Annotated in this window: 19 protein-coding genes; all 19 read right to left on the bottom strand. The window is 43.3% G+C overall.

Annotated elements, in window-relative coordinates; all coding sequences use genetic code 11:
- Positions 1-29: 29 nt before the first annotated feature.
- Positions 30-2,246 carry a heparinase II/III family protein gene (locus HMPREF9334_RS09765; protein ID WP_006693305.1) on the bottom strand — a complete coding sequence of 739 codons (2,217 nt, stop codon included), beginning with the start codon at positions 2,244-2,246 and terminating at the stop codon, positions 30-32.
- A 58-nt stretch (positions 2,247-2,304) separates the two neighbouring features.
- The gene (locus HMPREF9334_RS09760) at positions 2,305-3,477 is read right to left on the bottom strand and encodes a hypothetical protein (protein WP_006693304.1); all 1,173 of its coding nucleotides are present in this window, start codon (positions 3,475-3,477) and stop codon (positions 2,305-2,307) included.
- Between the two features lie 25 nt (positions 3,478-3,502).
- Positions 3,503-4,273, bottom strand: a complete 771-nt coding sequence (locus HMPREF9334_RS09755; RefSeq protein WP_245535253.1) for a glycosyltransferase — start codon at positions 4,271-4,273, stop codon at positions 3,503-3,505.
- 223 nt (positions 4,274-4,496) lie between these two features.
- Positions 4,497-5,627 carry a GNAT family N-acetyltransferase gene (locus HMPREF9334_RS09750; protein ID WP_006693302.1) on the bottom strand — a complete coding sequence of 377 codons (1,131 nt, stop codon included), beginning with the start codon at positions 5,625-5,627 and terminating at the stop codon, positions 4,497-4,499.
- A 12-nt stretch (positions 5,628-5,639) separates the two neighbouring features.
- Positions 5,640-7,079, bottom strand: coding sequence for a lipopolysaccharide biosynthesis protein (locus HMPREF9334_RS09745; RefSeq protein ID WP_006693301.1), 1,440 nt, complete (start codon positions 7,077-7,079; stop codon positions 5,640-5,642).
- Positions 7,080-7,380: 301 nt separating this feature from the next.
- The gene (locus HMPREF9334_RS09740; protein ID WP_245535252.1) at positions 7,381-8,703 is read right to left on the bottom strand and encodes a phenylacetate--CoA ligase family protein; all 1,323 of its coding nucleotides are present in this window, start codon (positions 8,701-8,703) and stop codon (positions 7,381-7,383) included.
- A 66-nt stretch (positions 8,704-8,769) separates the two neighbouring features.
- Positions 8,770-10,893: a bi-domain-containing oxidoreductase gene (locus HMPREF9334_RS09735; protein WP_006693299.1), complete on the bottom strand. Its 2,124-nt coding sequence runs from the start codon at positions 10,891-10,893 to the stop codon at positions 8,770-8,772.
- Positions 10,894-10,916: 23 nt separating this feature from the next.
- Positions 10,917-11,597: a class I SAM-dependent methyltransferase gene (locus HMPREF9334_RS09730; RefSeq protein ID WP_006693298.1), complete on the bottom strand. Its 681-nt coding sequence runs from the start codon at positions 11,595-11,597 to the stop codon at positions 10,917-10,919.
- A gap of 14 nt (positions 11,598-11,611) precedes the next feature.
- Positions 11,612-12,835: a UDP-N-acetyl-D-mannosamine dehydrogenase gene (gene wecC, locus HMPREF9334_RS09725; protein ID WP_006693297.1), complete on the bottom strand. Its 1,224-nt coding sequence runs from the start codon at positions 12,833-12,835 to the stop codon at positions 11,612-11,614.
- The gene (locus tag HMPREF9334_RS09720; protein WP_006693296.1) at positions 12,836-13,096 is read right to left on the bottom strand and encodes a hypothetical protein; all 261 of its coding nucleotides are present in this window, start codon (positions 13,094-13,096) and stop codon (positions 12,836-12,838) included.
- Between the two features lie 53 nt (positions 13,097-13,149).
- A complete protein-coding gene (locus HMPREF9334_RS09715) occupies positions 13,150-13,989 on the bottom strand; it encodes a glycosyltransferase family protein (RefSeq protein ID WP_006693295.1) in 840 nt (279 codons plus the stop codon).
- 201 nt (positions 13,990-14,190) lie between these two features.
- Positions 14,191-15,300 carry a glycosyltransferase gene (locus HMPREF9334_RS09710; protein ID WP_006693294.1) on the bottom strand — a complete coding sequence of 370 codons (1,110 nt, stop codon included), beginning with the start codon at positions 15,298-15,300 and terminating at the stop codon, positions 14,191-14,193.
- A 47-nt stretch (positions 15,301-15,347) separates the two neighbouring features.
- On the bottom strand, positions 15,348-16,565 hold the full coding sequence (locus HMPREF9334_RS11815; protein WP_006693293.1) for a glycosyltransferase family 4 protein: 1,218 nt from the start codon (positions 16,563-16,565) through the stop codon (positions 15,348-15,350).
- A 40-nt stretch (positions 16,566-16,605) separates the two neighbouring features.
- Positions 16,606-18,042 carry an undecaprenyl-phosphate galactose phosphotransferase WbaP gene (wbaP, locus tag HMPREF9334_RS09700; RefSeq protein ID WP_006693292.1) on the bottom strand — a complete coding sequence of 479 codons (1,437 nt, stop codon included), beginning with the start codon at positions 18,040-18,042 and terminating at the stop codon, positions 16,606-16,608.
- Between the two features lie 487 nt (positions 18,043-18,529).
- Positions 18,530-19,843 (bottom strand): sugar phosphate nucleotidyltransferase, encoded by a 1,314-nt coding sequence (locus tag HMPREF9334_RS09695; protein ID WP_006693291.1) that lies wholly within the window; start codon positions 19,841-19,843, stop codon positions 18,530-18,532.
- A 39-nt stretch (positions 19,844-19,882) separates the two neighbouring features.
- A complete protein-coding gene (locus tag HMPREF9334_RS09690) occupies positions 19,883-20,284 on the bottom strand; it encodes a hypothetical protein (protein WP_050803430.1) in 402 nt (133 codons plus the stop codon).
- Positions 20,277-20,780, bottom strand: coding sequence for a hypothetical protein (locus HMPREF9334_RS09685; RefSeq protein WP_169311794.1), 504 nt, complete (start codon positions 20,778-20,780; stop codon positions 20,277-20,279). Before HMPREF9334_RS09685 ends, HMPREF9334_RS09690 begins: the two co-directional genes overlap by 8 nt.
- 102 nt (positions 20,781-20,882) lie before the next feature.
- Positions 20,883-21,968, bottom strand: a complete 1,086-nt coding sequence (locus tag HMPREF9334_RS09680) for a DegT/DnrJ/EryC1/StrS family aminotransferase (protein ID WP_006693290.1) — start codon at positions 21,966-21,968, stop codon at positions 20,883-20,885.
- Between the two features lie 24 nt (positions 21,969-21,992).
- Positions 21,993-22,352 carry a cupin domain-containing protein gene (locus HMPREF9334_RS09675; RefSeq protein ID WP_245535251.1) on the bottom strand — a complete coding sequence of 120 codons (360 nt, stop codon included), beginning with the start codon at positions 22,350-22,352 and terminating at the stop codon, positions 21,993-21,995.
- Positions 22,353-22,376: the final 24 nt, after the last annotated feature.

The following is a 22,376-nucleotide window of genomic DNA, read 5'->3' as shown; positions in this document are numbered from 1 at the left end:
CCATATCATAAAGACTATCTGTAATCCTATCAAAAATCTATATTCCATTCCCCCTGTTGGTTACACCTTTCATAAAGCAGATATGCACAATTTTCCATAGCCATTGGAAAAAACTCTTTCGACATCCATCTTGTAATATTTCCTCCATAATCTCGTATCCACACCTCATCCTCCAAGATTTCTACCACGCGATAAACCTTATCTCCAAAGCCGCTGTGCTCCATAACAATAGCATTTTGTGTCAGCAGCAGGACTTTCGCAAGAGTTTGCTCGCATGCCATAGAGAAAAGTCCTGCACGTCCTGGATTCCATAGATTCTGCTCTGCACCATCTTTCTGTACGGTGAAATGTGCCGTCGTTGAGCGAAATTCATTGCGCCGCTCGGGCAGAGGTGTATAGAGATACGTACCAGGATCGACAATAATATCCTTCCCGTCAATCCGAAGAGTAATGGAGAACTGGTCGTTATGCGTATGCCCGCCATTTCCGTTCTGACCAATCTCACCACAACGCACGGTCATATAAAGATGGGGAGATTTGAAGATATATAGCCCCATCCCCTCATATGAATAACAACGTAAAGCCGAAACCACCTCCTTCGGCTTTGGAAAATGATATTCCTGCATATCAAGGTCTACCATAGGCAATGTATCAACAAAATCTTTCACACACACAGCATCATCGGATGACAACATATTATCCGCAAGGCAAACTGCGGGTATTTTTTCTGCCAGAGATCGAAGGAATGCCATTTCAAAATTGATCGGCGAATTATTGCCAAGGCCACACAAAACATGATATGCCTCGTTCAGATGCTCGTGATTCAAGATATTCTCGTCATAGTATAAACGATTTTCGCCAGCAGGAAAACATTTGAGATTCATATATTTTGTGACTGCTTCCTGCTCACTCAGCACATCATAGACAGGGTTCAGTTTCAAAAACCGACCGCTGTCATTATCCCCGACCTGCGGAATCGTCCCATCCTCATAGAGGAGATCAGAGGTGAACCGCAGAGCCTTTGCCAATCGCTCCCAAAACCATGTGGGAAAAACCTCATCACAATCCAGATCGAAAGATTGCTTCTCTAATGGCTTTAGCGAGGGTTGCACATGATGAAGAGAACACTTATAAGCCTTCACTCGATTGCGTCGTACCTGATCCATCTGCACAGCAAAGAGAGCACTATACAGCATCAGCTCCGTTGAGAGGCGATGATAACTGGTTGACCCCTCAAAATTGCTGCCATCCTCATGAAATTCGTGCGCCATCTCCGAGACAAGCTCTTGGAGTGCAAAAGCAAGCCAAACATCCGTCTCATCGGAGGCTGGCAGATGAAGCGCCGCAAACAAAAGCCCTGCAATATCTGAAAGGTAATGATTGGAACGCAGCTCCGGGCTATATTCCAGATTACGAATGATATGTCTGCCGTGGTCATAGACAGATGCTGCAAGAACACGCTCAAAATCGTCATCAAATGTAGCCCCGAATGTCTTGAAAAGATCATAGGCAACGAGCCAGTTGGCAACGCGGATCCCCACATCCATCGTGCAATGCCAGTTTACACCGAACTGCGGGGGATTCACTGCTATAAAATCCAATATTTCATTGCGAAATTCACGCATATACACATCACGTTCCGACGCCTCCGCAATGCGAAAAGCCCGTGCAAGCATCGGCAAATGGTGCATACGGGCGAGCTCCCATGGTACCTTCACATCAACGCCCGGCAAATATCCGTAGGCAATCTCTGTATACCAAGTCTTCGCCGACCATGTGTAGCCGGACTTAAAATCCATCTGCCAAGGAATCGGCTCATAGTCCGCATCGATCAGCGTCCACACTTTTTTTGCATAACGGAGGTTGACAGACGGAATCTTCCCCGAAAGCCAGTCCCCGGCACGATCAACGATGACAGCTTCGCTCGACGGGTACACATTTCCTTCGACACCGAGAGCGGTCATGCCATAATAGACTCTGCGCCAACCACTGCCAAGAAGATCAAATTTATGCACTCGAAAAAGATTTGCCAGCGCAAATACTTGCGTCCCGTTTTCCTCAAAAAGAGTACAGGAAAAATTGTTCGGCATCTCAACGCGAAAATCCTCACGTACAGCATAGGTCGATTGAAATCCAGCCCGCCATTTATTGAATTTGCTCAAAGATCTGCGTTGTATCATGCGAGAACCTCGACGCAGGACTTCATCCAAAGGAAGCCTTCGGATCTTATTCCAATAGTCCCCCATCTACAATCCTCCCTCACACCATTTCAATCTCTGAGATCGTCATACGAAAAGCATCAGTCTATAACTCTTCATACATACCTGGCTGAATCCGATTAAAAACCCATTTACCCAAGCGGTATACACCATGAACAATTTCGCCGCTATCATGATTCCGCAAAGAGGAATGTGTGGAACACACGGTCAAAAGCATCTCATCCCAAGATCCATAATACGACAAATTCCAGATGCCGTCTTTTTCTTGTACCAATCGGGAGTGGTCGTAGCTCTCAAGGTAATGGGCAAGTTCTCCACATGTTGTATGCCAAACATCCATCCCTCTGAGCAAAGCATATATTCTAGCAACTGAAGCCACATCGTCATATATATTAGGATTTTGACGCTTTCCATCTGTGCGCAAGTTCATGAAATGTTCCTGCACAGAAAGAATCAGACGATTTTCGTAGAGATATGTAATATACTCTTCTGCCCGCAAATCCTTATACAAACCGAAAACGAAACGCAAAAGAGGAAATTTTTTCTTTACGAAGGCTTTCCAAGAACGCACACTGCTACCCGAGATATTTCGTAAAAATGTACTTCCCGAAATATTCGTCGGCAGCAAAAGAACCTTTTCACCATTATAGTATGTATGTCGATTTTTGCCACACTTTCGATCAATCATATCAGAATCTGCCGCCCACCAGCGAAACCCAAGAGCCTCGACGATTTCAGACGCAAATTCATTTTTCTCATACCCGGGGTATTTACCACCGGTCATATGTATCCCGTAACACTTTTCGGCTTGATTGATGCGTGTACGAATACACGCAACATCCTCCATGGTCAAATACGAAAATTCTTGCTCCCAGTTGTCAACCAGTCCACACCTTTCGGGATACCGATAACGACCATGTGATGTGCCATGATAGGCAATTTCAAAAAAATTGCTGCAGGTTTCCATAAACTGCCGTTGAGCAACAAGATCACGATTGTAATCAAGATCATAATTTGCATATGGGTTCATGAACGCATGATCCGCTATTGGAAAAAAGAATGTCCCTCGCGTTTCCGGAAACCATGTCAGAAAAGTATCCGCGATATACTGATAGAGACTCCCTGCTCCTGATAATCCCCCCCCCCAATCCGTTTGTGGGGTGATTTTCCCATTCTGTGTGATGGATACAAAAGAAAGATCATCAATCATCAGTGTTGCTGCAGTTTGATGATCGTTATAGTACAGACATTTTTCCATATCTTAAAATCCCTCACAGATTCTGTCACAATGGTGGAAAATCCTTGCGACTCAATATCTCGCTCGCCTTTTCATAAAAATTATCCATATCGCGGTTATTGAAAACGATCGTACCATCTGGACGAGGAACAACATCACTGGCCAGAGCAGGCACATGAAAATATAGAGCTTCACGAATACTGAGGGCATCCCCATCCGTGCATGTCGGACGCACCATTAAATCCGCTTTCCGAAACAGCGGCCATAGCTCCCGTTGCCCCGTCATAAAGTAAATATGTTCATTGAGTTTATCTGTTAAAATCCGTTCTTTGATCTTGGCAAAATAGTCCGGCTCACTGCTATCATCAGCCAAGGCAAAGACCAACCCAATCTGTGGATATTGCGATTTGAGTCTGTGAACGAGTTCCACGCACATATCCAAACCGTATAACTCAGTTCCATCGTTCCAGAAAACAATCTTGAAAGCATTTGCAACCAAGAGTGGTGAGCTATTCGTTATGAAATGATGCAGTTCTTTTGGATAGGTGCCAAGGATAGCAGGTTCATCCTCAAGAGGAGGCGGTAAAAATGGGCTCTGAACACAAGAGCACGACAGGAGCTCTGGAAACATCTCCCCCATTCTCTCTTTTAATTTTTGATTCACGAATTGAATTGACTGCGCTCTTTGTAACGATTTGCGCAAGAGATACCATGAAATTACATTTTTTCTTTGAAATACCCCCTCCCCATGCAGCACAACGGTATATTTAAGCCCCAAAAAGAGTGACGCAAAATACAACGCAGTAAGTTTCTTCATGTTATATCCATGAAGAACGAGTTCTTCCTTTTTTTGGCATAATAATCTTAAAAAGCCAATTTTCCCCAATGTATTACTGTTTATATATCGATCATTGGGTTTTAGGTGTTTCAGACGATATAGATACACAGATATACCACCAAGTGGAGGCGGAAGAGGACCTATATGACATTTTCTCATAAAACACGGAGCTCTCTTTCATTTTGTCTCTGCTTCTCTTAATCTACTCACTACAGCTTGATATCAACTGTAGTGAGTACTTCTTTTCCATCTCAGCAACCTCTTTTTTGAAGACTGTTTCCAGTTTTTTCAAACGAGACAATTTGAAGGAAAACATTAGGCGGCCTTTTAAGGAATCCCCCGCTTCCGTCAATATATATATTGGAGCAGCTCGTTTTAGAAACTTCAACTTATAACTATCAATTCCTGTTCCTTCACAATGCCACGAGCACATATTCTCAAAGCTTTCATGTATGCTTGCAGCAAGTGACTGAATTCCAATTTCATAGCGATCATAGCTTCTGTCATACGAAGCATCAAAACAATACTTTTTCTTCCCAACAAAAAAATTCAAGCGATAAGCTACAGGCTTTCCATCACACTCTACCATCACAACGTTTCCTGCGTGCACCTTCAGCAGGCGTTTAACAAACTTCTCTTTATCATCTTCAAGATAAATGGAATGTTTTCCACTCGCTAATTTCGATACAGACAATCGTTTTATATCTGCAAAATTGACTTCTGATAACGGCACAACTCGTGATGTCAGTCTATGCCCATTTTTTGTAGCATGGTTATTTCCTGTGCGAATATTTTGCCGCAGTTTTTTGGAATAACAGTCCTTCACAAAATGATCGTAGTCACGATATTCTCCCAACAAAGTCATTGGACATGCCGATAAGAGTATGCGATGTGATATGACCTGCATCAATGGTGAGTCCACTGGAATATGGGAAAACTGTAACTGATCATATGAAATAGTACTGCGAACGAACGACATTAGTTCTCTGGTTTCGTCCACGTTCAACTTTCCTAATATACCTTCAAAAGTAGCTCCCCATGAATCGCCGCAAATACCTAGTATGGTGAGCGAGACCATCCCCATGGCTTGAGGGATATTTTTGTTGTATGTAATCAATGAAAACATTGCACAAGGTATATCGTCACGAAGAACACGTATAATATGCAGTTTCTTATCACGCCCCATACCCTCCTGTTCACGAAATGTCTCCCACCATGTCTTAACCCAAATATAGGAGGTGTTCAAAAGATGTGATTCTTCTTGTTCCAGCATAGCATAGGTCTCTCGTACCTCTAACTGGTCAAAGTCATCATAAAGTTCAAAGGATAACAACGCCTCTCCTCCTCATATTTTTTTCCAACCATATCTACGTTTCCAGAGATCTAGAAGATTAATTTTTCCAACACGGCTTGCAACAAACAGCAAGACGGCCAACTCAAGCATACAGACTAAGACACGAAAACCAATATCTAAGATCTGAAGTCTCTCATTGCCAATCCCTACAAAAATACCAAGACCTATGAAGGCTCCCCCATAGAGAACAGACACTGCAGTTTTGGGAAAGCAACGATTGGCAACAACAAGATACAATATAAATCGCACCCCGTAACATGCAGTTATCACTAGCACAAGTTCGGTCAAACCACAATGCAATTCCATAAGCACAAAAAAGGATAGGGTGCAATTCAAAAGACCACTAACCATCTCAATCATCGTATCGTATTGACTTTTCTGTGCTAAATGTATATTGACGGCTACAATTCTCGCTAAAAAAGAAAATATCGCAATGCCCATGAAGAAATATAAATAGTAGTAATAAGCAACGTACTTTTCGCCTAGAATAATCCAGACAATCTCACGAGCAAAACAGCCTGTCACAACAGTAACAATAAGCATTAATAAGGCAATTCCACCTACAGTTTGTAAGTAAAAATGGCGATAGCTATTCTCTTTATAGCGCGCGAAATACATTGGCGACACAGCCATATAGATTGGCTCCATCACAAGTTGAAAGGTATTTGCAACCTTGTTGTTTCCCTCGTAAATACCGACCTCACGAATCATATTCGCGCGACCAAGAAAATATTTGCCGGAGAGAAGAGAAAAATATGCCCCTAAGCTTGATGGAATCAGCCAAACAGAGAACCGTGCACACTCTCTAATTTTTTCCCACCGAATCGTTGGTCTCCATGTACAGAAATCTTTATAACGGAGTATAACTATAAACACATTTTGACCAACAAACGCCCCCATAAGAGCTGCCAGTTTACTGAACCCCAATTGCCATAGCAGAAAAAACGTGCCGATATAACCAAGAGACTGTGCCAGCATAACCCAAGCCACATTTGTTGCTCGTTGTAGGAGACGCATCTTCGTCTGGTAAATGCTGACGACAGCATTACCAAATGGTATAAGAAGGACAAAGCCCAATGCCCATGCATCTTGCGGCAGAACAACGAAGATCTGTGGGAAAACTGCATATATAACAATGAGTCCCCCTACAAGTATGGCATTGACAACCAATAGGAAGTTGATAATCGAGTTCTCAAAAACTTCCCGTTCATCCAACGCCTGATCGAGATAATACCTATTGAAACCACTCGGCATCTCTAGTAACATCAACAGCGATAGGATTGTCACCGCCATATTCAGCAACGAAAACTCCCCCATCTCCTCAATGGAAAGAAGCCGGCTCAACCATGCAAAAAACAAAAAGTTCAAGGCTTTTGCAAAAAGATTTGCACCAAAATACACCGAGATTATTTTTAATAATCTAGCAAACATAGCAACCTGCTTCGCATTCTTGCAATATAGTCATATTCAGGCATCCGCTCCTCTTATAAATTAATGGTTTATTAATAAAATGAAATCCGACCAATTGGCGTAGATTTTTCGTCCGAACAAGGAGATAAACCGAACACATAACAAAGGCTATGATGGAGGATTCTAGGGCACAATACGAGCAAAAAAGATATGCTTAAGATAGCAGTGCTGAATTTATCAGCACTCAATTGATTTTCCTATAACACTTCTCGCTCACAAAAAATGCCCCCTTAAAAGTGTAGCTCCTAAAAATAGTAAACCACTACAACTTCGATATAATATACCGATACTTCCCATTCCGCGACGGTTCAACTGCGTCCACATAGGAAAAGTCGAGATGCAGAAACTCTCCCAGTTTTTCCTCCAATGCGTGACGTATTGCAGTCTCATCCATTGTCGTATATCCATCATTCTTAACAATACGCATCGTAACTTTACCGGGAGTATCCTGATAGAACTGATAGAATTTCACACGATCAAAAATATCAGAGTGAAAATTAATCGCCGTCATCGAGATTTTATTTCCTTTCGATGTAACAAGCATCTCCTGCAGCCAACGACCTTCCACATTCTGCAAAACTCTCCCAGAGTAATGACATTTCGGATTATGTTCGGCATATGCAGCATAATCTGCAGTACGGTAGCGAATCAAGGGAAGCACATAGTTGTTAAATCCCGTTGCCGTGATTTCTCCCATTTGTCCCGGCTGCATAATAACCTTCTGTTCCTCATCCAAAAGTTCTGTATAACCATAAATCTCTTCCAGATGGTAGTGATTTTCTTCAATGCACCATGACGCTACGCAACACATCTCAGAATGTCCATAGTGCAGCAACATAGGACAGCCGAATGCGGCCTCTACAATTTCACGCTGTCCTTTATAAAGATTCTCCGAACTTGCAAATACGGCTTTCGGAGTATACCTTAACCGATGATCTGTCCTGTTGATATAGTCGGCAAGCATCAACGCAGATGATGGGTATACATGGAAAAAAGGAATTTGCACCTCATTTAGCTTTTCCATAACTCTGGAACAGTTATCATCAGTCAGATGATAGGGATCTAATATCAGACTTTTATCTCGATGATTGTATTGCCACAATACACCTTTTGGTAATACATTGTTTCGCAATACCACTTTTTCTGATGTCCCGGCAGCGTAGCCGACCTTCGACCAAAGATGATCAAAAAAAGCCTTTTCTCTCGCCATCGTGAATCGTTTTTGTGCATAAAAAACAAGCTGGCGTCCCGTAGTACCACCGGTAGTCATTCGAATTCGATGTTTGTATGAAAACGCATTCGACAGCATATCCTGCATATTTTCCTGAACGGTTTGTTTCGTGATGGATGGAATACGCTGAAGATCAAAAACATCTTGAAATGACTCGGGATTAAAGCCGGCATCGTCAAATATGCGCCGATAGAACACGGTAGTACCATAAGCATGCAGAAGCAGTTTCTTTATCGCAGCATTTTGCCAAGCATGAATTTGATCCTGTGTCCATGAATCTGACACAGACAAAAGTTTACGCATATCGCCATATGCCGTACCTAGTTTGATGTTAGGCGGGATCGCACTCCACAACTCATCGATCCCACGCTGAAAAGAGGACGGCAAGTTATCATATATTTCTCGGAGCACGTCTACACCTCAAATCTGCTCTTCCACGGCAAAAGCAATCTGCATTGTCTGCAACTGCTGCCAAAGAGGAATTGGAGCTTCTCGCCCCTCTTTGATTGCCTTACCAAATGTCTCAAGTTCTTCGAGCTGCCCCTTTTCGCTGCCCTTCGTCTCAATCGAGGCAAGCTTTACACCGTATCCCTTCATCGACTTGTAGTCATTGAGCGTAATCATCTTCCCGTCAAAGAACACTTCCATCGTTTCCTTGGGAAATTCTTTGCTGCCCACAGCTGTATAGATGAGATTGGCTACAGAACCATCGTCGTAGGTAACTGTGGCAATAAAATTATCTTTGGCACTATAATATGCTCCATTCGGCTGAATGGAGGATGCACTGACAGAAACAGCCTTTGCTCCCGTGAGGAAGTTGAATACATCATAGATATGGCACGCCTCTCCGATGTTACGGCCTGCCCCCTCCTCAGTATGCACCCAGTGATCAAGCGGAATGTAGCCTGCATTCATCATATAGTGAATGATCATGGGATTCTGGCGTGCAGTCGTGTGCTTCGCGATCTCCTGCAGATATCGTGAATGGCGGCGATTAAAGCCGGTCAAAAGAAGAGGAGCATCTCGATGCTCCTGATAAAACTGCTCAATCCTTGCCAGTTCCTCGGCATTGATTGCAAGAGGTTTTTCAACAAGAACATGTTTGCCCGCTTTGAGTGCTGCCAAGATCATATCGGCATGAAGGTTGTGGCGTGTTGCGATCAGCACCATGTCAACGGCATCATCCACAAGCGTTTTTTCATAATTCGTCGTCGCATAGTCGGCTCCAAACTGCTTTGCGACAGCTTCTGCATTCGTTCCCGTTCGGCTCATCACAGCACGCAATTGGTAGAGATCGCCGAGCTGTTTGATATTCGGCAGGTGCATTCCTTTGGCAAAGCCGCCCGCACCGATCAGTGCAATTTGTATCTTTTCCTTCTGCGTGGGATGTGCAGCAACGGTTACAACATCCGCTTCTTCCCGTTCCTCCTGAGGGTAGGAGAGAAGCACCATGAGCGGCTTCGGTGATGCCGTTTTCAGCGATTCGTATGCGGTGTCCGCTTCCTCCACAGGATAGATTTTGGAAACCATATCCATCACGTGAAGTTTCTTCGACGCCATAAGATTCAGCACTTCCTGCAGATTGCGGTTCTCTGTCCAGCGTACATAGCTGACGGGGTATTCCAGTCCCTTTTCCTCATAAATACTATCATAGCGCCCCGGTCCATAGGAAGTGGAGATGAGGAAATCAATCTCCTTCTCATAGAAGTCCGCACGGTTCAGATGGAGACCAACATCACCGACAAGAACAACGCGCCCCTTACGGCGACACATCTTAAATGCGGTTGAAACAATGGCATCGGACTTTGCCGCTGCTGTAATGATAACGCCGTCTGCACCAATCCCATCCGTCAAACGCGCCACCTGTTCGACATCCGTCGTGCCATCCGGCTGAATGGCATAATCCGCTCCGTGCTTCAGTGCCATCTCGATACGACCGGCATCCAAGTCGCTGACAATCACCTTGCAGCCACTTGCTTTGAGCATTTGCACAACAAACTGTCCGATAACACCAAGACCGATCACAACGAAACACTCGCCGAGTGTTGTATGGGCACGGCGTACGCCTTGCATAGCAATCGAGCCGAGTGTAACCGTACTTGCCTCTTCAAAAGAAACGGATTCTGGAACCTTCACGAGCAAGTTACGAGGTACATTGATGATTTCTGCATGATGTGCGCATTGTGCGCCGGCACAGGCAACACGCTCAACGACCTTCACGTCACGCACATTTGCACCGACACCAATAACAACACCTGCCGCCGAGTATCCGACAAGTGCCCCCGTTTCGAGTTTTCCTTTGACAAGTTCACGTGTCTGTGCGACACCTTTTTCGGCGACCATATCAAGGACTTTCTTGACCTTGTCACGTTCCTTGAGGGCACGCTTCCAGAGGGGTACAGAACTTGCACGCACACCGCTCATCTCCGTACCGATGGAGATACACGAGTTGACGACACGTACGAGCACTTTATCGGCTTCAATCTGGGGTGCAGGCACATTCTCGGTAACAGCCTGCCCTTTCTTAATCAGCACCTGTTTCATATCGTTCTCACTCCTCCACGGTGTCAAACTTTCTGAGCAACAAAGAAAAGACCATCCTCTAAATATCGTTGGTCACGAATAATAATTCCAAGCAGTATTTTTTTTATCTTAGTTTTTATGCCCTCGTCATAAGGATTTTCTGCTCTATAAAAATCATAGCATACTTCTTGATAGCCATATCTTTCCAATATTTGGCACAAGGTCTGATAGCTATACCAGGCAACGTGTTCTTTATTCAGCCAACTCTTTTCTAGACAGCCTGCCATCATCAGCCGAATACGCCGATAACACCAAGGATTTGGTGTTGTTACAATGAGCCGTCCCCTCGAATTCAGGAATGGCCGTATGTTTTTTAGCATAAGTCCTGGATTTGCAACATGCTCTATCAACTCTCCACATACAACAACATCAAATTGCCCAATCTTATCTCCCAAACGCTCCATCAGTGATGTATCTGTAACATCTGCATAATAGCATTCATAGCCGTATTTTTTGCGTATAATATCAACATCTTCTTTGAGATAGTCCAATCCAACCACCGATTTGGCAATGCCCGCAATCTTTTCATGCAACCAATCGTTTTCAGCTATTTTTTTTTCATACAAATCATGATGTTGTATAAACCCAAGATGCAGAACTCTCTTGCCTGCACAAAGACGCATAATCTCTTCTTTTCGATATATCACATGGTCGGCATATGGCATGATGCAAAACTCCTCTATTGAAAATGAAAAATTCCTCTTGTATCAATGATATTTTTCCCATTCAAAAGCCCCTGATCCATCGCCTTAAACTCCTTGTGATCGACAAGCAGCAGAATGATATTCGCGTCACGCATAGCCTCCTCTACAGAGACAAGACGTACACTCCCCTTCCCCGCAAGAGATGCAGGAAGTGTACGGATATTTGGCTCTACAACGAGCAGCTCATCGAGAGTCCCTGCTGCAAGCTCCTCCGCAATCCGCAATGACGGACTCTCGCGCAGATCATCAATGTCCGGTTTGAACGCAAGGCCGAGGCACGCAACCTTCGGATTCTCCGTCGTCCGGACTGCCTCGTATACCTTTTCCATCACAACATGCGGCTTGCTGTCATTAACCTCCCGTGCAACACGAATCAGTCGTGCATCACGCGGCGCAGAGTCCACGATAAACCACGGATCCACAGCAATACAATGACCACCGACCCCGGGTCCCGGCTGCAAAATATTGACGCGTGGGTGACGATTTGCAAGGCGAATCAACTCCCAGACATCAATGCCCAGCTTGTCGCAGATAATCGAGAGTTCATTTGCAAATGCAATATTCACATCACGGAAGGAGTTCTCCGTGAGTTTCGCCATCTCTGCGGTTCTCGCATCCGTGGGGAGAAGCGCCCCTGTGACAAAACGGCTGTAAAATTCGATGGTTTTCTTCGTCGATTCCTCATCAATGCCACCGATGATGCGATCGTTATGTGGCAGTTCCTCGACGATCTTGCCAGGCAGAACGCGTTCCGGACAATGGGCAAAGTAAACAGATTTCTCTATAAGATCCATTCGCTCATCATAGAGCCAGTCCCGCACCTTCTCCGTTGTTCCAACCGGACTGGTCGACTCAAGGATAATCAGATTTCCCTCTTTGACATATGAGGCAATCTCCCGTGTCGCCAATTCTACAAAAGACAAATCTGGTTCCTTATCCCCCTTAAACGGAGTTGGAACCGCAAGAATAAATACATCCGCTTCATGCGGCTTTACATCCGCATGAAGATTTCCAGAAGAAACAGCTTTCTTCACATACGCAGCAAGTCCCGGCTCGACAATATGAATCTCACCGCGATTGACCGTCTCCACGACGCGCCCCACGGGATCCATCCCGTAAACCTTAAAGCCACTATTCGCAATCAGCATCGCCGTTGGAAGACCAATGTAGCCGAGTCCTACAACACATACATTTTTCATTTATTGTACCTCTTCCCCTGCCTTCTTCTCAAATAGTGCCTCAAACTGATCCACCACACGACGAATATCATATTGCTCTAAATCAACACGATATTGTGCACTATAGTCCCCTTTCAGAAATGCTTGAAAATCTTCTGATCGAAACGTCTGATGATTAAAACTTAAAATTGGTCTTCGACTCATTGCATAGTCAATCAATTTACTCGGCCGCTGATTTGAATTCTCGTTATCAAAGTTAATAACAAAGTCCATCGTTGCCATTTCATAAATGAGATGCTCTCGCTCAACAGGTGCTCTAATAAGAAGTTTTCCCCCTAATTTTTTTTGTACGACAGCAAGACCCGATTTGTAAAGGAGTCATCCAATGCATATACAATAAAGTAAAAAGGCTCTTGTAACATACATAAAAAATCAAAAAAGAAGCCAGGATCCCGTATCTTTTCATAAAAGACCCCCGCATAACAAAAATGAGGAATCGTATTGGGACAATATATGTCATCCTCTATATTCATCAGCTTAAATCCCTGCGGCACAATCCTCAAGCGCTCACCTAAATCACAATGCCGATATCCGATCATTGCCTCCCGCATAGGAATCGTAATCCAGTCAAACTTCTGCAAGATGATTTTTTCTATATATTTAAGGTACGGTGCTTTTATGATGCCGGGATTATAGTAGAGAGGATCTCCACAGTCAGCTATTTTACAGCGAATCTGTTTATTGTGCAACGAATACAATGCAGATGCAACTAATAGGCAAAATGGGTAACTAATCGCAAAAAGAAGATCATATGTTTGGGCGCTAACTCTTTTTTCCAGTTCCCTATATAAACGCACAGCATAAATTACATCTCTTGGTCCGCCCCCTAAAAAATAATACGAAACTCTCCTTACGATATTCACACAAACTGTCTGCCAAGTTTGATTTTTCCTAGCATTTAATGGCATCGTTTTTTGTTTAAGCAGCTGTGACATAGGAATACGACAGACATGCAGTTTATCGGTAGCAAAATCACAATCAAATACAGCCTCCTCCGGACAGAAAAAGTCAACCTCATACCCTCGTTTCGTCAACTCACGGAGGAGTTCTGTTGTACGAAAAGCCCTAGGACTCTTTGCCGGAAAGAACCAACGCGACAACAAAAGTATTTTCACGTCTTTCAGTTCTCCTTATATCCCCGATAATCAATATAAAGGAATCGCTGATAAAATGAAGTCCTTCAGATTGGCGTAAATTTTTTATCCGAACTGTGTCGGCAAAAAACGCGCTTCTCAGATGGCGATGCTAAATTTATCAGTGCTTCCTAAAACAGATTAAGCCACAGCTCACACATCATAAATATAGATATTATTTACTCAATCGGATAAGTAACGATACAGAACCGAAAATTCGTCAAGCATTCGATCTGCCACGAATTTCTCACAATAAATTTTTCTTGCTCGTTCCCCCATAGCAGCCAATTCCTCAGAAGATAAATTTTGCAATATAGCACTTAATTGGTGCTCATCATTGAGAGAAAATAAATAACCATTTACACCATTTTGCACTTGCTCTGGCAATGATGTACAATCACTTGCCAAAACAGCCTTCCCATACCGCATAGCCTCAAGGGCAACTATACTAAAGCCTTCCCAACGAGAGGGCATGATAATGGCATCTGCAGCGAGATAATATTCGCCAATTTGATCATTTTTGATCCAACCAAGAAACGTAATATTTTCATCATCATGATAATCATCCGTTGAAGCCGAAATAACTGGCGCTCCGATAACATAAAGATGTAGATGTGAAAAAAAATTCTTACGAAAAATTTTCAACAAAACATCCAGACCTTTCTGCTGGTCAAAGCGCCCAACAAATAAAATATTTATTCTATCTGCATCAAATCGAATGTTTTGCGACACCGGCAGCATAACATCCGGAATACCAGTATATATCACTTTCATTTTCCTTTGCGGCATTCCATATTGTATACCACAGTTATATTCATAACGAGATACATTGATAATCAAATCAGTTTTCCATGCAAGTGTACGCTCAATCAGAGCATATAGTCGTTTACACCATATAGATACATTCATCAAAAAAGACCAACCATGTGGATTATAAATAATTCGGAATTTTTTTTTGCCAAAAAGGAGTGGGATTCTTGTCAGCATTCCTGCCCAAGAACTATGCAAAAAAATGATATCCGGTTTAATATATTTGACATGTTCTTGAATTGCACACATAGCAGGAATAAGCGAATACAATGAGCGATGATACGGATAATACGTTATTTTATTTTTAGGAAAATTCCATACATGTTCTGATTTTTCCTCTGCCATGAGCAGATAATTATCAATGCCAAATTCCAGATCCCTTGTAATAAGCGTCTTAATATAAGTAGCAACGCCACCTTGTACATATTCACCAATATGCAAAACTTTTATCATGATACCAAAACCTTTGATTTTCTTTTTCAATTACATGCGAATCCTAAAAATTCAATAAGCCCACAAAATGAAAATAATCACGTCCTAAGTGTATTAGCATATATACGCAATATATCATCTATATATCGTTCCGAAATTTCCTTTTTTTTCTGGTACATCTCTATTGCTGATGCACTCATTTTTTCAACTGTATGATCATCCAACATACTTAGCAGACACCTCATTAAAGACTCTTTATTACCAGAAGGAAACAGCAGCCCATTTTCGCCATGTCGAACGACCTCTGTTGCAGCGCAGATATCCGAAACAATAACAGGAACTCCACAGCTTAGCGACTCCTCAACGGCAAGCCCCTGTGTTTCATACAGGAGCGTTGGAAAAACAGCACACCGCGCTTCCTCAAAATATTTAAGCACTTGTTCTTTGTTCACCCATCCAGTCATAACAGCATCTGGATTCGCTTTCAGAATATCCTCTTTACAAGGACCTTCACCGATAAACATAACTGGTATGTGCAATTCATATGCACATGTGGCAAGCAGTAAAGGATTTTTTTCAGGAGACAGTCGTCCTATAAATACAAAATACTTGTTTTTTGCTGGGGAAAAACCTTTTTTTTCAAAGGAACTAGGCGTAGGTAAGATATAACATAACCTGTTCGCAGAAATATAAGGTCTAAACAGCTTTCCACTCAACTGTGATACAGCAATATACGCATCAGCACTATCAGGTAATCCCGCACATATTTTTTCCACATAACTACGAATAACGCGCCATATTTTATGCATATACATTCTTGCATCGCAATTTGTAAAAAGGCATCGCAAAGCAAGTGGTTTTCTATGACAAACTTCATTTTGTTGAAAATCATAAAACGCTAGATTAGGACATATCATCCCATAATCATGCAGATGCATAATCACAGGGAAGCCTCGTTTTTTTGCTATATGGATACAGGAAGATGTCAACACTTTTTGATAAGAATGTACATGTATAATGGTATTGTGCGGATCACATTCGTGTAAAATATGATCTAGTTTAGTTGCCGCGTCATGATTCCAGAGACCTTTTATCATTGCTCGAAGTCGGTTAGGATCTGTCAATAGATCAAATTGTTTCAGCGAGTAGGTTCTCATTCGATGCATTCTGCATATTTCTTGATCAAACTCCCCTGTTCCCGCAAAAAAAATCACGTTGACATTTGAGACAGCAGCAAGTTTTTTTGCAATCCAAAAAGCGACAGAACTTGCTCCCCCATTTTCATAGGCATAGTCGTTCAGTAGGATCACATTCATTCGCACTAATCTCCCAGAATATCATATCGATACAGCTCACTCAATACGCACCTTTTCCCGTAAATACAGTCTTTACCGTCTTAAACAAGTATACCAGATCAATCCAAACCGACCAGTTGCGCACATACCACGTATCCATAGCAACGCGCTCCTCATAGGTCGTATCGCTGCGTCCGTTCACCTGCCACATACCCGTAATGCCAGGAGGAACCATATAGTACTCACGGATATTGTCCCCATAGCGTTCGATCTCTTTCGTAATAATCGGACGCGGACCGACAAGACTCATATCGCCCATCAGGACATTCCATAGCTGCGGCAGTTCATCAAGACTCGTTTTACGCAGGAATGCTCCCAGCTTGGTAACACGAGGGTCATTCGTAAGTTTAAAGGACTCTTCCCATTCTTTTCTTGCTTCTGGATTCTTTGCAAGGTATTCCTCAAGGAGTTCCTGTGCATTCGGTATCATCGACTGAAACTTATAGCAGGGGAACATCTTTCCGTTGCGCCCAACACGCTGATGTGCGAAAATAACGCGCCCTTTATTATCAATCCCCACAAGCACGGCCAACACGAAAAGGATCGGAAAAATCAAAAGGCCACCGACAATCGTTGCAACGAGATCAAAAATACGCTTTGCCAGACGGTTTCTGCGCCGTGCGAGATTGTTTCGTATGCTGAGCATAAAGACTCTCTCTGTATAAAACGGCTCAACGCCAACATGCGCGAGCGGCAGCATCATAAGATCAGGTACAAAGAGAATATCACGAACGAGCGGCTGGATCGCAGAGACAAGCTTCTCCAAACGTTTGCTATCCATCCCCGGTGCCGTTATAATAACCGTTTTGATCCCGGAATCCCGAACAATTGTCTCGGCATCACTCACACTCCCCAGAAGCAAAAATCTCTTCGGAAGGAGCTCCGAGACTGGCTTATCATCCAGAATACCAACGACCTTGTAGCGGTATCCGAGGTCTCCGTCAAAGAATTCAAGGACAAGTTCTGCCGTCTTCCCGGCACCGATCAGGATAACGGGCTTTGATAGTGCATTGTTTATTTTAAGGAACTTCATGAGGATATAACGCCCGAGGTAAATATTGAACAACGCAAAACATCCAAATAAGACGACAAAAAGGCGCGAAACCAGCAAACTCTCCTTCACAAAATAAAGTGCCAGAATACACGCAATGAGCGCATAGAGAATCGCATAAAAAATCTGCCGCACCGTTTCTAAAATCGGCTGCATCTTTGTATATGTCTGCATGATGGCAAGAAATGCGATAAAGACAATCGGGATCCAAAGAAAAACGAACTCATCAGGAAGAAGGTAGGTTGTCCCGTTCAAATTCCCATACACATCGCGCAGTCCAAACGCAAAATATTCTGCAAAAAGAATTGCAATGTAATCAAAAAAAACAAAAAGAAACGCCGCACATATAATGGACGCGTGTGACGAAATCCAGCCTTCCCTATGCACGTACAAATTTCATCCCCTACCTGTCGCATTTCATGTTGAAAATAGATAATTCCTCAAAACAACACATTCAGATAGATAAATTTTACCATAAACACCGTCATATTCAAAGCCTTTCTTACCGCTCTTCCAAACGTGTAGGTTTGTCAATCATATGTTACACAAGAGAGAAAAAGAGAAAGAGCCTCACGGGGAGATTCTCCCTAATGGACACATAGGGAAATTGTTATCCTCTTGCCCGGCAAGTTATTCCCTTACGGCCTCCAGTTTGTATTCTATATTGTATTTTTCCATAACAATATCCCCAAAAGTTTTCCTAAGTCTAACTTTTGGGGATCAGTTCAATGATTGTCTATTCGCTTTTCACGCCATGTTTATGTCAGTTATTGGTTCCACAGAACTTTCATTGTTATATTAGAGCCACCTCAGATGAGGCGGCTTTTCTATTGTGGATTGCCTGTTTTTACAATATCAATGCTTACAGTAAAAACTACAGCCCCCACACAATTTTGTCATCCACATCAATATCCTCACCCGTCTGGATCTCCATTACCTTCAGCAGAGTCTCCGCTCGTATTGTATGAAATGACCCGCGCGGAATACGCACCGTCTGTCCCTCAGCAACAGCGAACTCGTTGCCATCGAGCTTCACCCAGCCGCGCCCCTTGATCACTGTCCAAGTCTCATCACGTCGCTCGTGTTTGTGATAAGTAAGAGACTCGCCTTGAGTAAGTGTTATTTTAATAGTTAGACTTTGGGGTTCTGTATCAATGATCCGAAATTCTCCCCATGATTTTTCTGTATACATCACCGGTGTATGCAGGTTCTCCACATAGGGTTTCATTGCACTCGAACGATCTTTGTCCGCAATGAGGATTCCCTCAGGGCTTGCAGCAACTATCGCATCTTTCACGCCCATACAAAGAACAGGAGCAGAAAGAGTGTTCACAACATGGATATTACTGCAGGCCGCATCCATTGTAACACGTCCGATAGAGTACTCTGACATTACCTCTGAAAGTGTATTCCACGTTCCGACATCAAGCCATGTACCAGAATATCGCTGAACAACAATACTCTCTTCCTTTTCAACTACAGCATAGTCAAAGCTGATTTTAGGTAAATCCGCATAGCCATGCAAAAGCTCCTCATAACTCGCACTCCCAAGCAACTGACGAGATTTATTGAGTGCATACCCAAGTCGAAAGACAAACACGCCGCTGTTCCATAAAGCCCCATTTTCGATATATCTGGCAGCAAGCTCCTCGTTCGGCTTTTCTTTAAACGCATGTACAGGGCTCTGCTCTGTTCTCCCAGTTGGAAGAATATAGCCATATTTCTCACTCGGATAGGTGGGTTCAATCCCCATTAACAGAAGGTTGGCAGAAGCTCCACATTCTATAGACGTAAGCAGCCGCTTGATAGCTAGAAAGTAATCTTCATCGACATATGGGTCGGCAGGACAAATAGCAATAGGCTCATCGTATGACACGTCACATTTATCGTGCAAATAGGAAGAAACTAACGCAATCGCAGGAAATGTATCGCGGCGACATGGTTCAATAGAAATATTTACTTGATTTCCCAGTTGACGACGAATCAAGGACATCTGCTCACGAGCCGTTGCAATCGTAATGGATACATCAGGAACGGCATTCTGCACCTGCCGCACTACGCGCTGAATCATCGACTCACGAGATCCATCCTCACGTTTGAGCAAACGAAGAAACTGTTTGGAATAGAGCTCATTGGAGAGAGGCCACAAACGTTTCCCCGCCCCCCCGGAAAGTAGTACAATCTGCATTTTATAGCTCCATTCCAATTTTAATGATAAAATGTTCATTTAGCTAATAGGTTTAGCATGATCTCCAACTTCTGGGTTATCGAAAGGCTTGGCTTCTGGCATCTCCGTATATTCTATCTCCTCGACGCGATCATGAAATCCCGTAAGTGTTGACATAATGGAGGTCGTTGGCAACATTCTTTTCCGTTTTTTTTCTATTTTTATGGGTTCTTTCATATCAGTTCGAATTGTGCACATTCGTTCTTGAACATGCACGACTTTTCCTGTTCCTCTAACAACTTCCAAGCACCCAAGGGACTTTTTTGTATCAGGGTCAAAAATCTCTTCGCCGATTCCATAAACCAAATACCTATCACCCTCCTGAATTTTATCTGCTTGTCCTGCATTCAAAACGAGTTCTTCTGCATTTGTTACCTTCGCCACTTTTATAACCTTATTCATGATTGTTCTCCAATATTCCATTTATAAGTCTGGTAGTAATCGTTGGTTTAATGATAATCATTTCACGAGGATTTTCAAGTATACTGCTTTCAGCTCCAATTATCTTTGCCTGCACTACCCCTGTTTTTTGAATGTTAATAACAACCGCAACTGCATATAAATTTTCATAGCCCCTATTATCTTTGTAAAAAAGAGTTATATATGAATCTATTGCAATAACAGAGTTGATGTTGACAGAAAACAGCAGTCTTCCTTTATCGGGATCATAATTGATGATTTTAGCGACAAATTCCACCTCTTTTCTCAAATTGTTACGCCATACCAAAACAATCCACCACGATAACATCATTAATACGACTGGAATAACCACCCAGGAAACCGAAACAGCAGTATCTGGGGAAAACATCCATAGAAACACGCTCACAAAAAGTCCGATAGACGCAGAACATATACTCTCATATGTTTTTAGCTTCTTCAACAATTTTTCACCACACATTTTCAAAAGTGATGGAAAAATCAAGAGAAGCCAACTAACAATTATTGTCTTGCCTCTTTACCAACAAATCACCAAAATGGATTAGTGGCTTCTCGATTTATCTCAAGCAAAATAAGCCCGTATATACTCACATACAACGCTAATTTCTTCATCCGTCAGCTGTGCTGCAGATGGAAGCCAGAGTCCCTTGCGCGAGATTTCTTCCGTCACGGGATAACTTCCCTCGTAGCCATAGGCAGGTTCTGCGTGGAGCGGTGGATAGAAATCACGTGATCCGACGCCATGATCTTTGAGGTATGACTTGAGCCCCTCACGCCCCTCTACAAGGATATCAATAAACCACGGAGTAGTATTCTCATAGTTCGTCGGAATGAATTCGACCTGCTTGACATCGGCGAGCAATTTTTCATACAGCTTCCCAATTTCTTTCTTACGCTCAACGCGATAAGAAAGCTTCTTCATCTGTTCCAGACCGACAACAGCCTGCAAATCCGTGAACTTGAAATTCCAACCCTTGATAAGATAGTGATCGATACCGCCCTGCGAACGTCCGAAATCACGAATCTTCTTTATGCGATCGAAAAGCTCAGCATTATCGGTAATGAGTGCACCGCCCTGACCAGTTGTAATCACCTTTGGTGCACTAAACGAAAAACTTCCAATGGCACCAAATAAACCAAGATGCTTTCCATTGACGCGCGAGCCGAGAGACTGCGCTGCATCCTCAATCAGCCAGATCCCTTTTTCCTTGCAGTAGGATGCAAACTGCTCGATCTCATCCGGATAACGACCATTGATTGTAACAAGCATGACAGCTTTTGTCTTTGGCGTAATCGCAGCTTTCATTTTTTCGAAGTCCATACAAAGGTTCTGACGATTAATGTCTACGAACACAGCCTTCGCGCCAATCAGCTCTACGGAGTTCGGCGTTGCTACCATAGTGTAGTCCGGGACGATAACCTCATCGTCCTTCTTGACACCACACGCCATCAAGGCAATCGATAGGCTGACCGTACCATTTGCAACAACTGAGCAGAACTTCGCGCCCGTATATTCAGCGATACGGTCTTCAAATTCACGTGTCTTACGGAACTCCGTTACCCAACCACCGGACTTCATATACTCATGAACAGCGTTCGCCTCAGCCTCGTCGAACCACGGCTCCATCTGATTGATAAACTGACTCATCGAAAATACCTCCCAATGAAATATTCAGATACGTACCCGATCAATCTCGGCACCAAGATAGGGACCGTTTTTTATCTCCACGACCTGCGTACCATCTTCCAAGATTTTATAGCCGTGCGCTCCATGGAGCAGAATCAAAACTTCTCCCTGCTTTACATCAAAACGCTCCAGCAGCGTGTGCTCCTCATTCTCATCGAAAATGCTCGCCTGAATTGCACCTTTTTGAATCACGAGTACCTCCTGCGTGCGTTCCACTGTACGCTCTACAAGGTTGTGCTGATGTGCAAGTAAATCCTTCCCTTCCTCATACCGCCACGTGCCCACCTGAATGAAGTCACTGTCATCAGAAAAGAACCCGAGACCATCCCGGATGTCTTCCTGCACAATATGCTTCGCCAAAATTTTTCC

The organism is Centipeda infelix ATCC 43532, assembly GCF_000234095.1.
Lineage (GTDB): Bacteria > Bacillota > Negativicutes > Selenomonadales > Selenomonadaceae > Centipeda > Centipeda infelix.
This window is presented reverse-complemented; position numbering and strand designations above follow the sequence as displayed.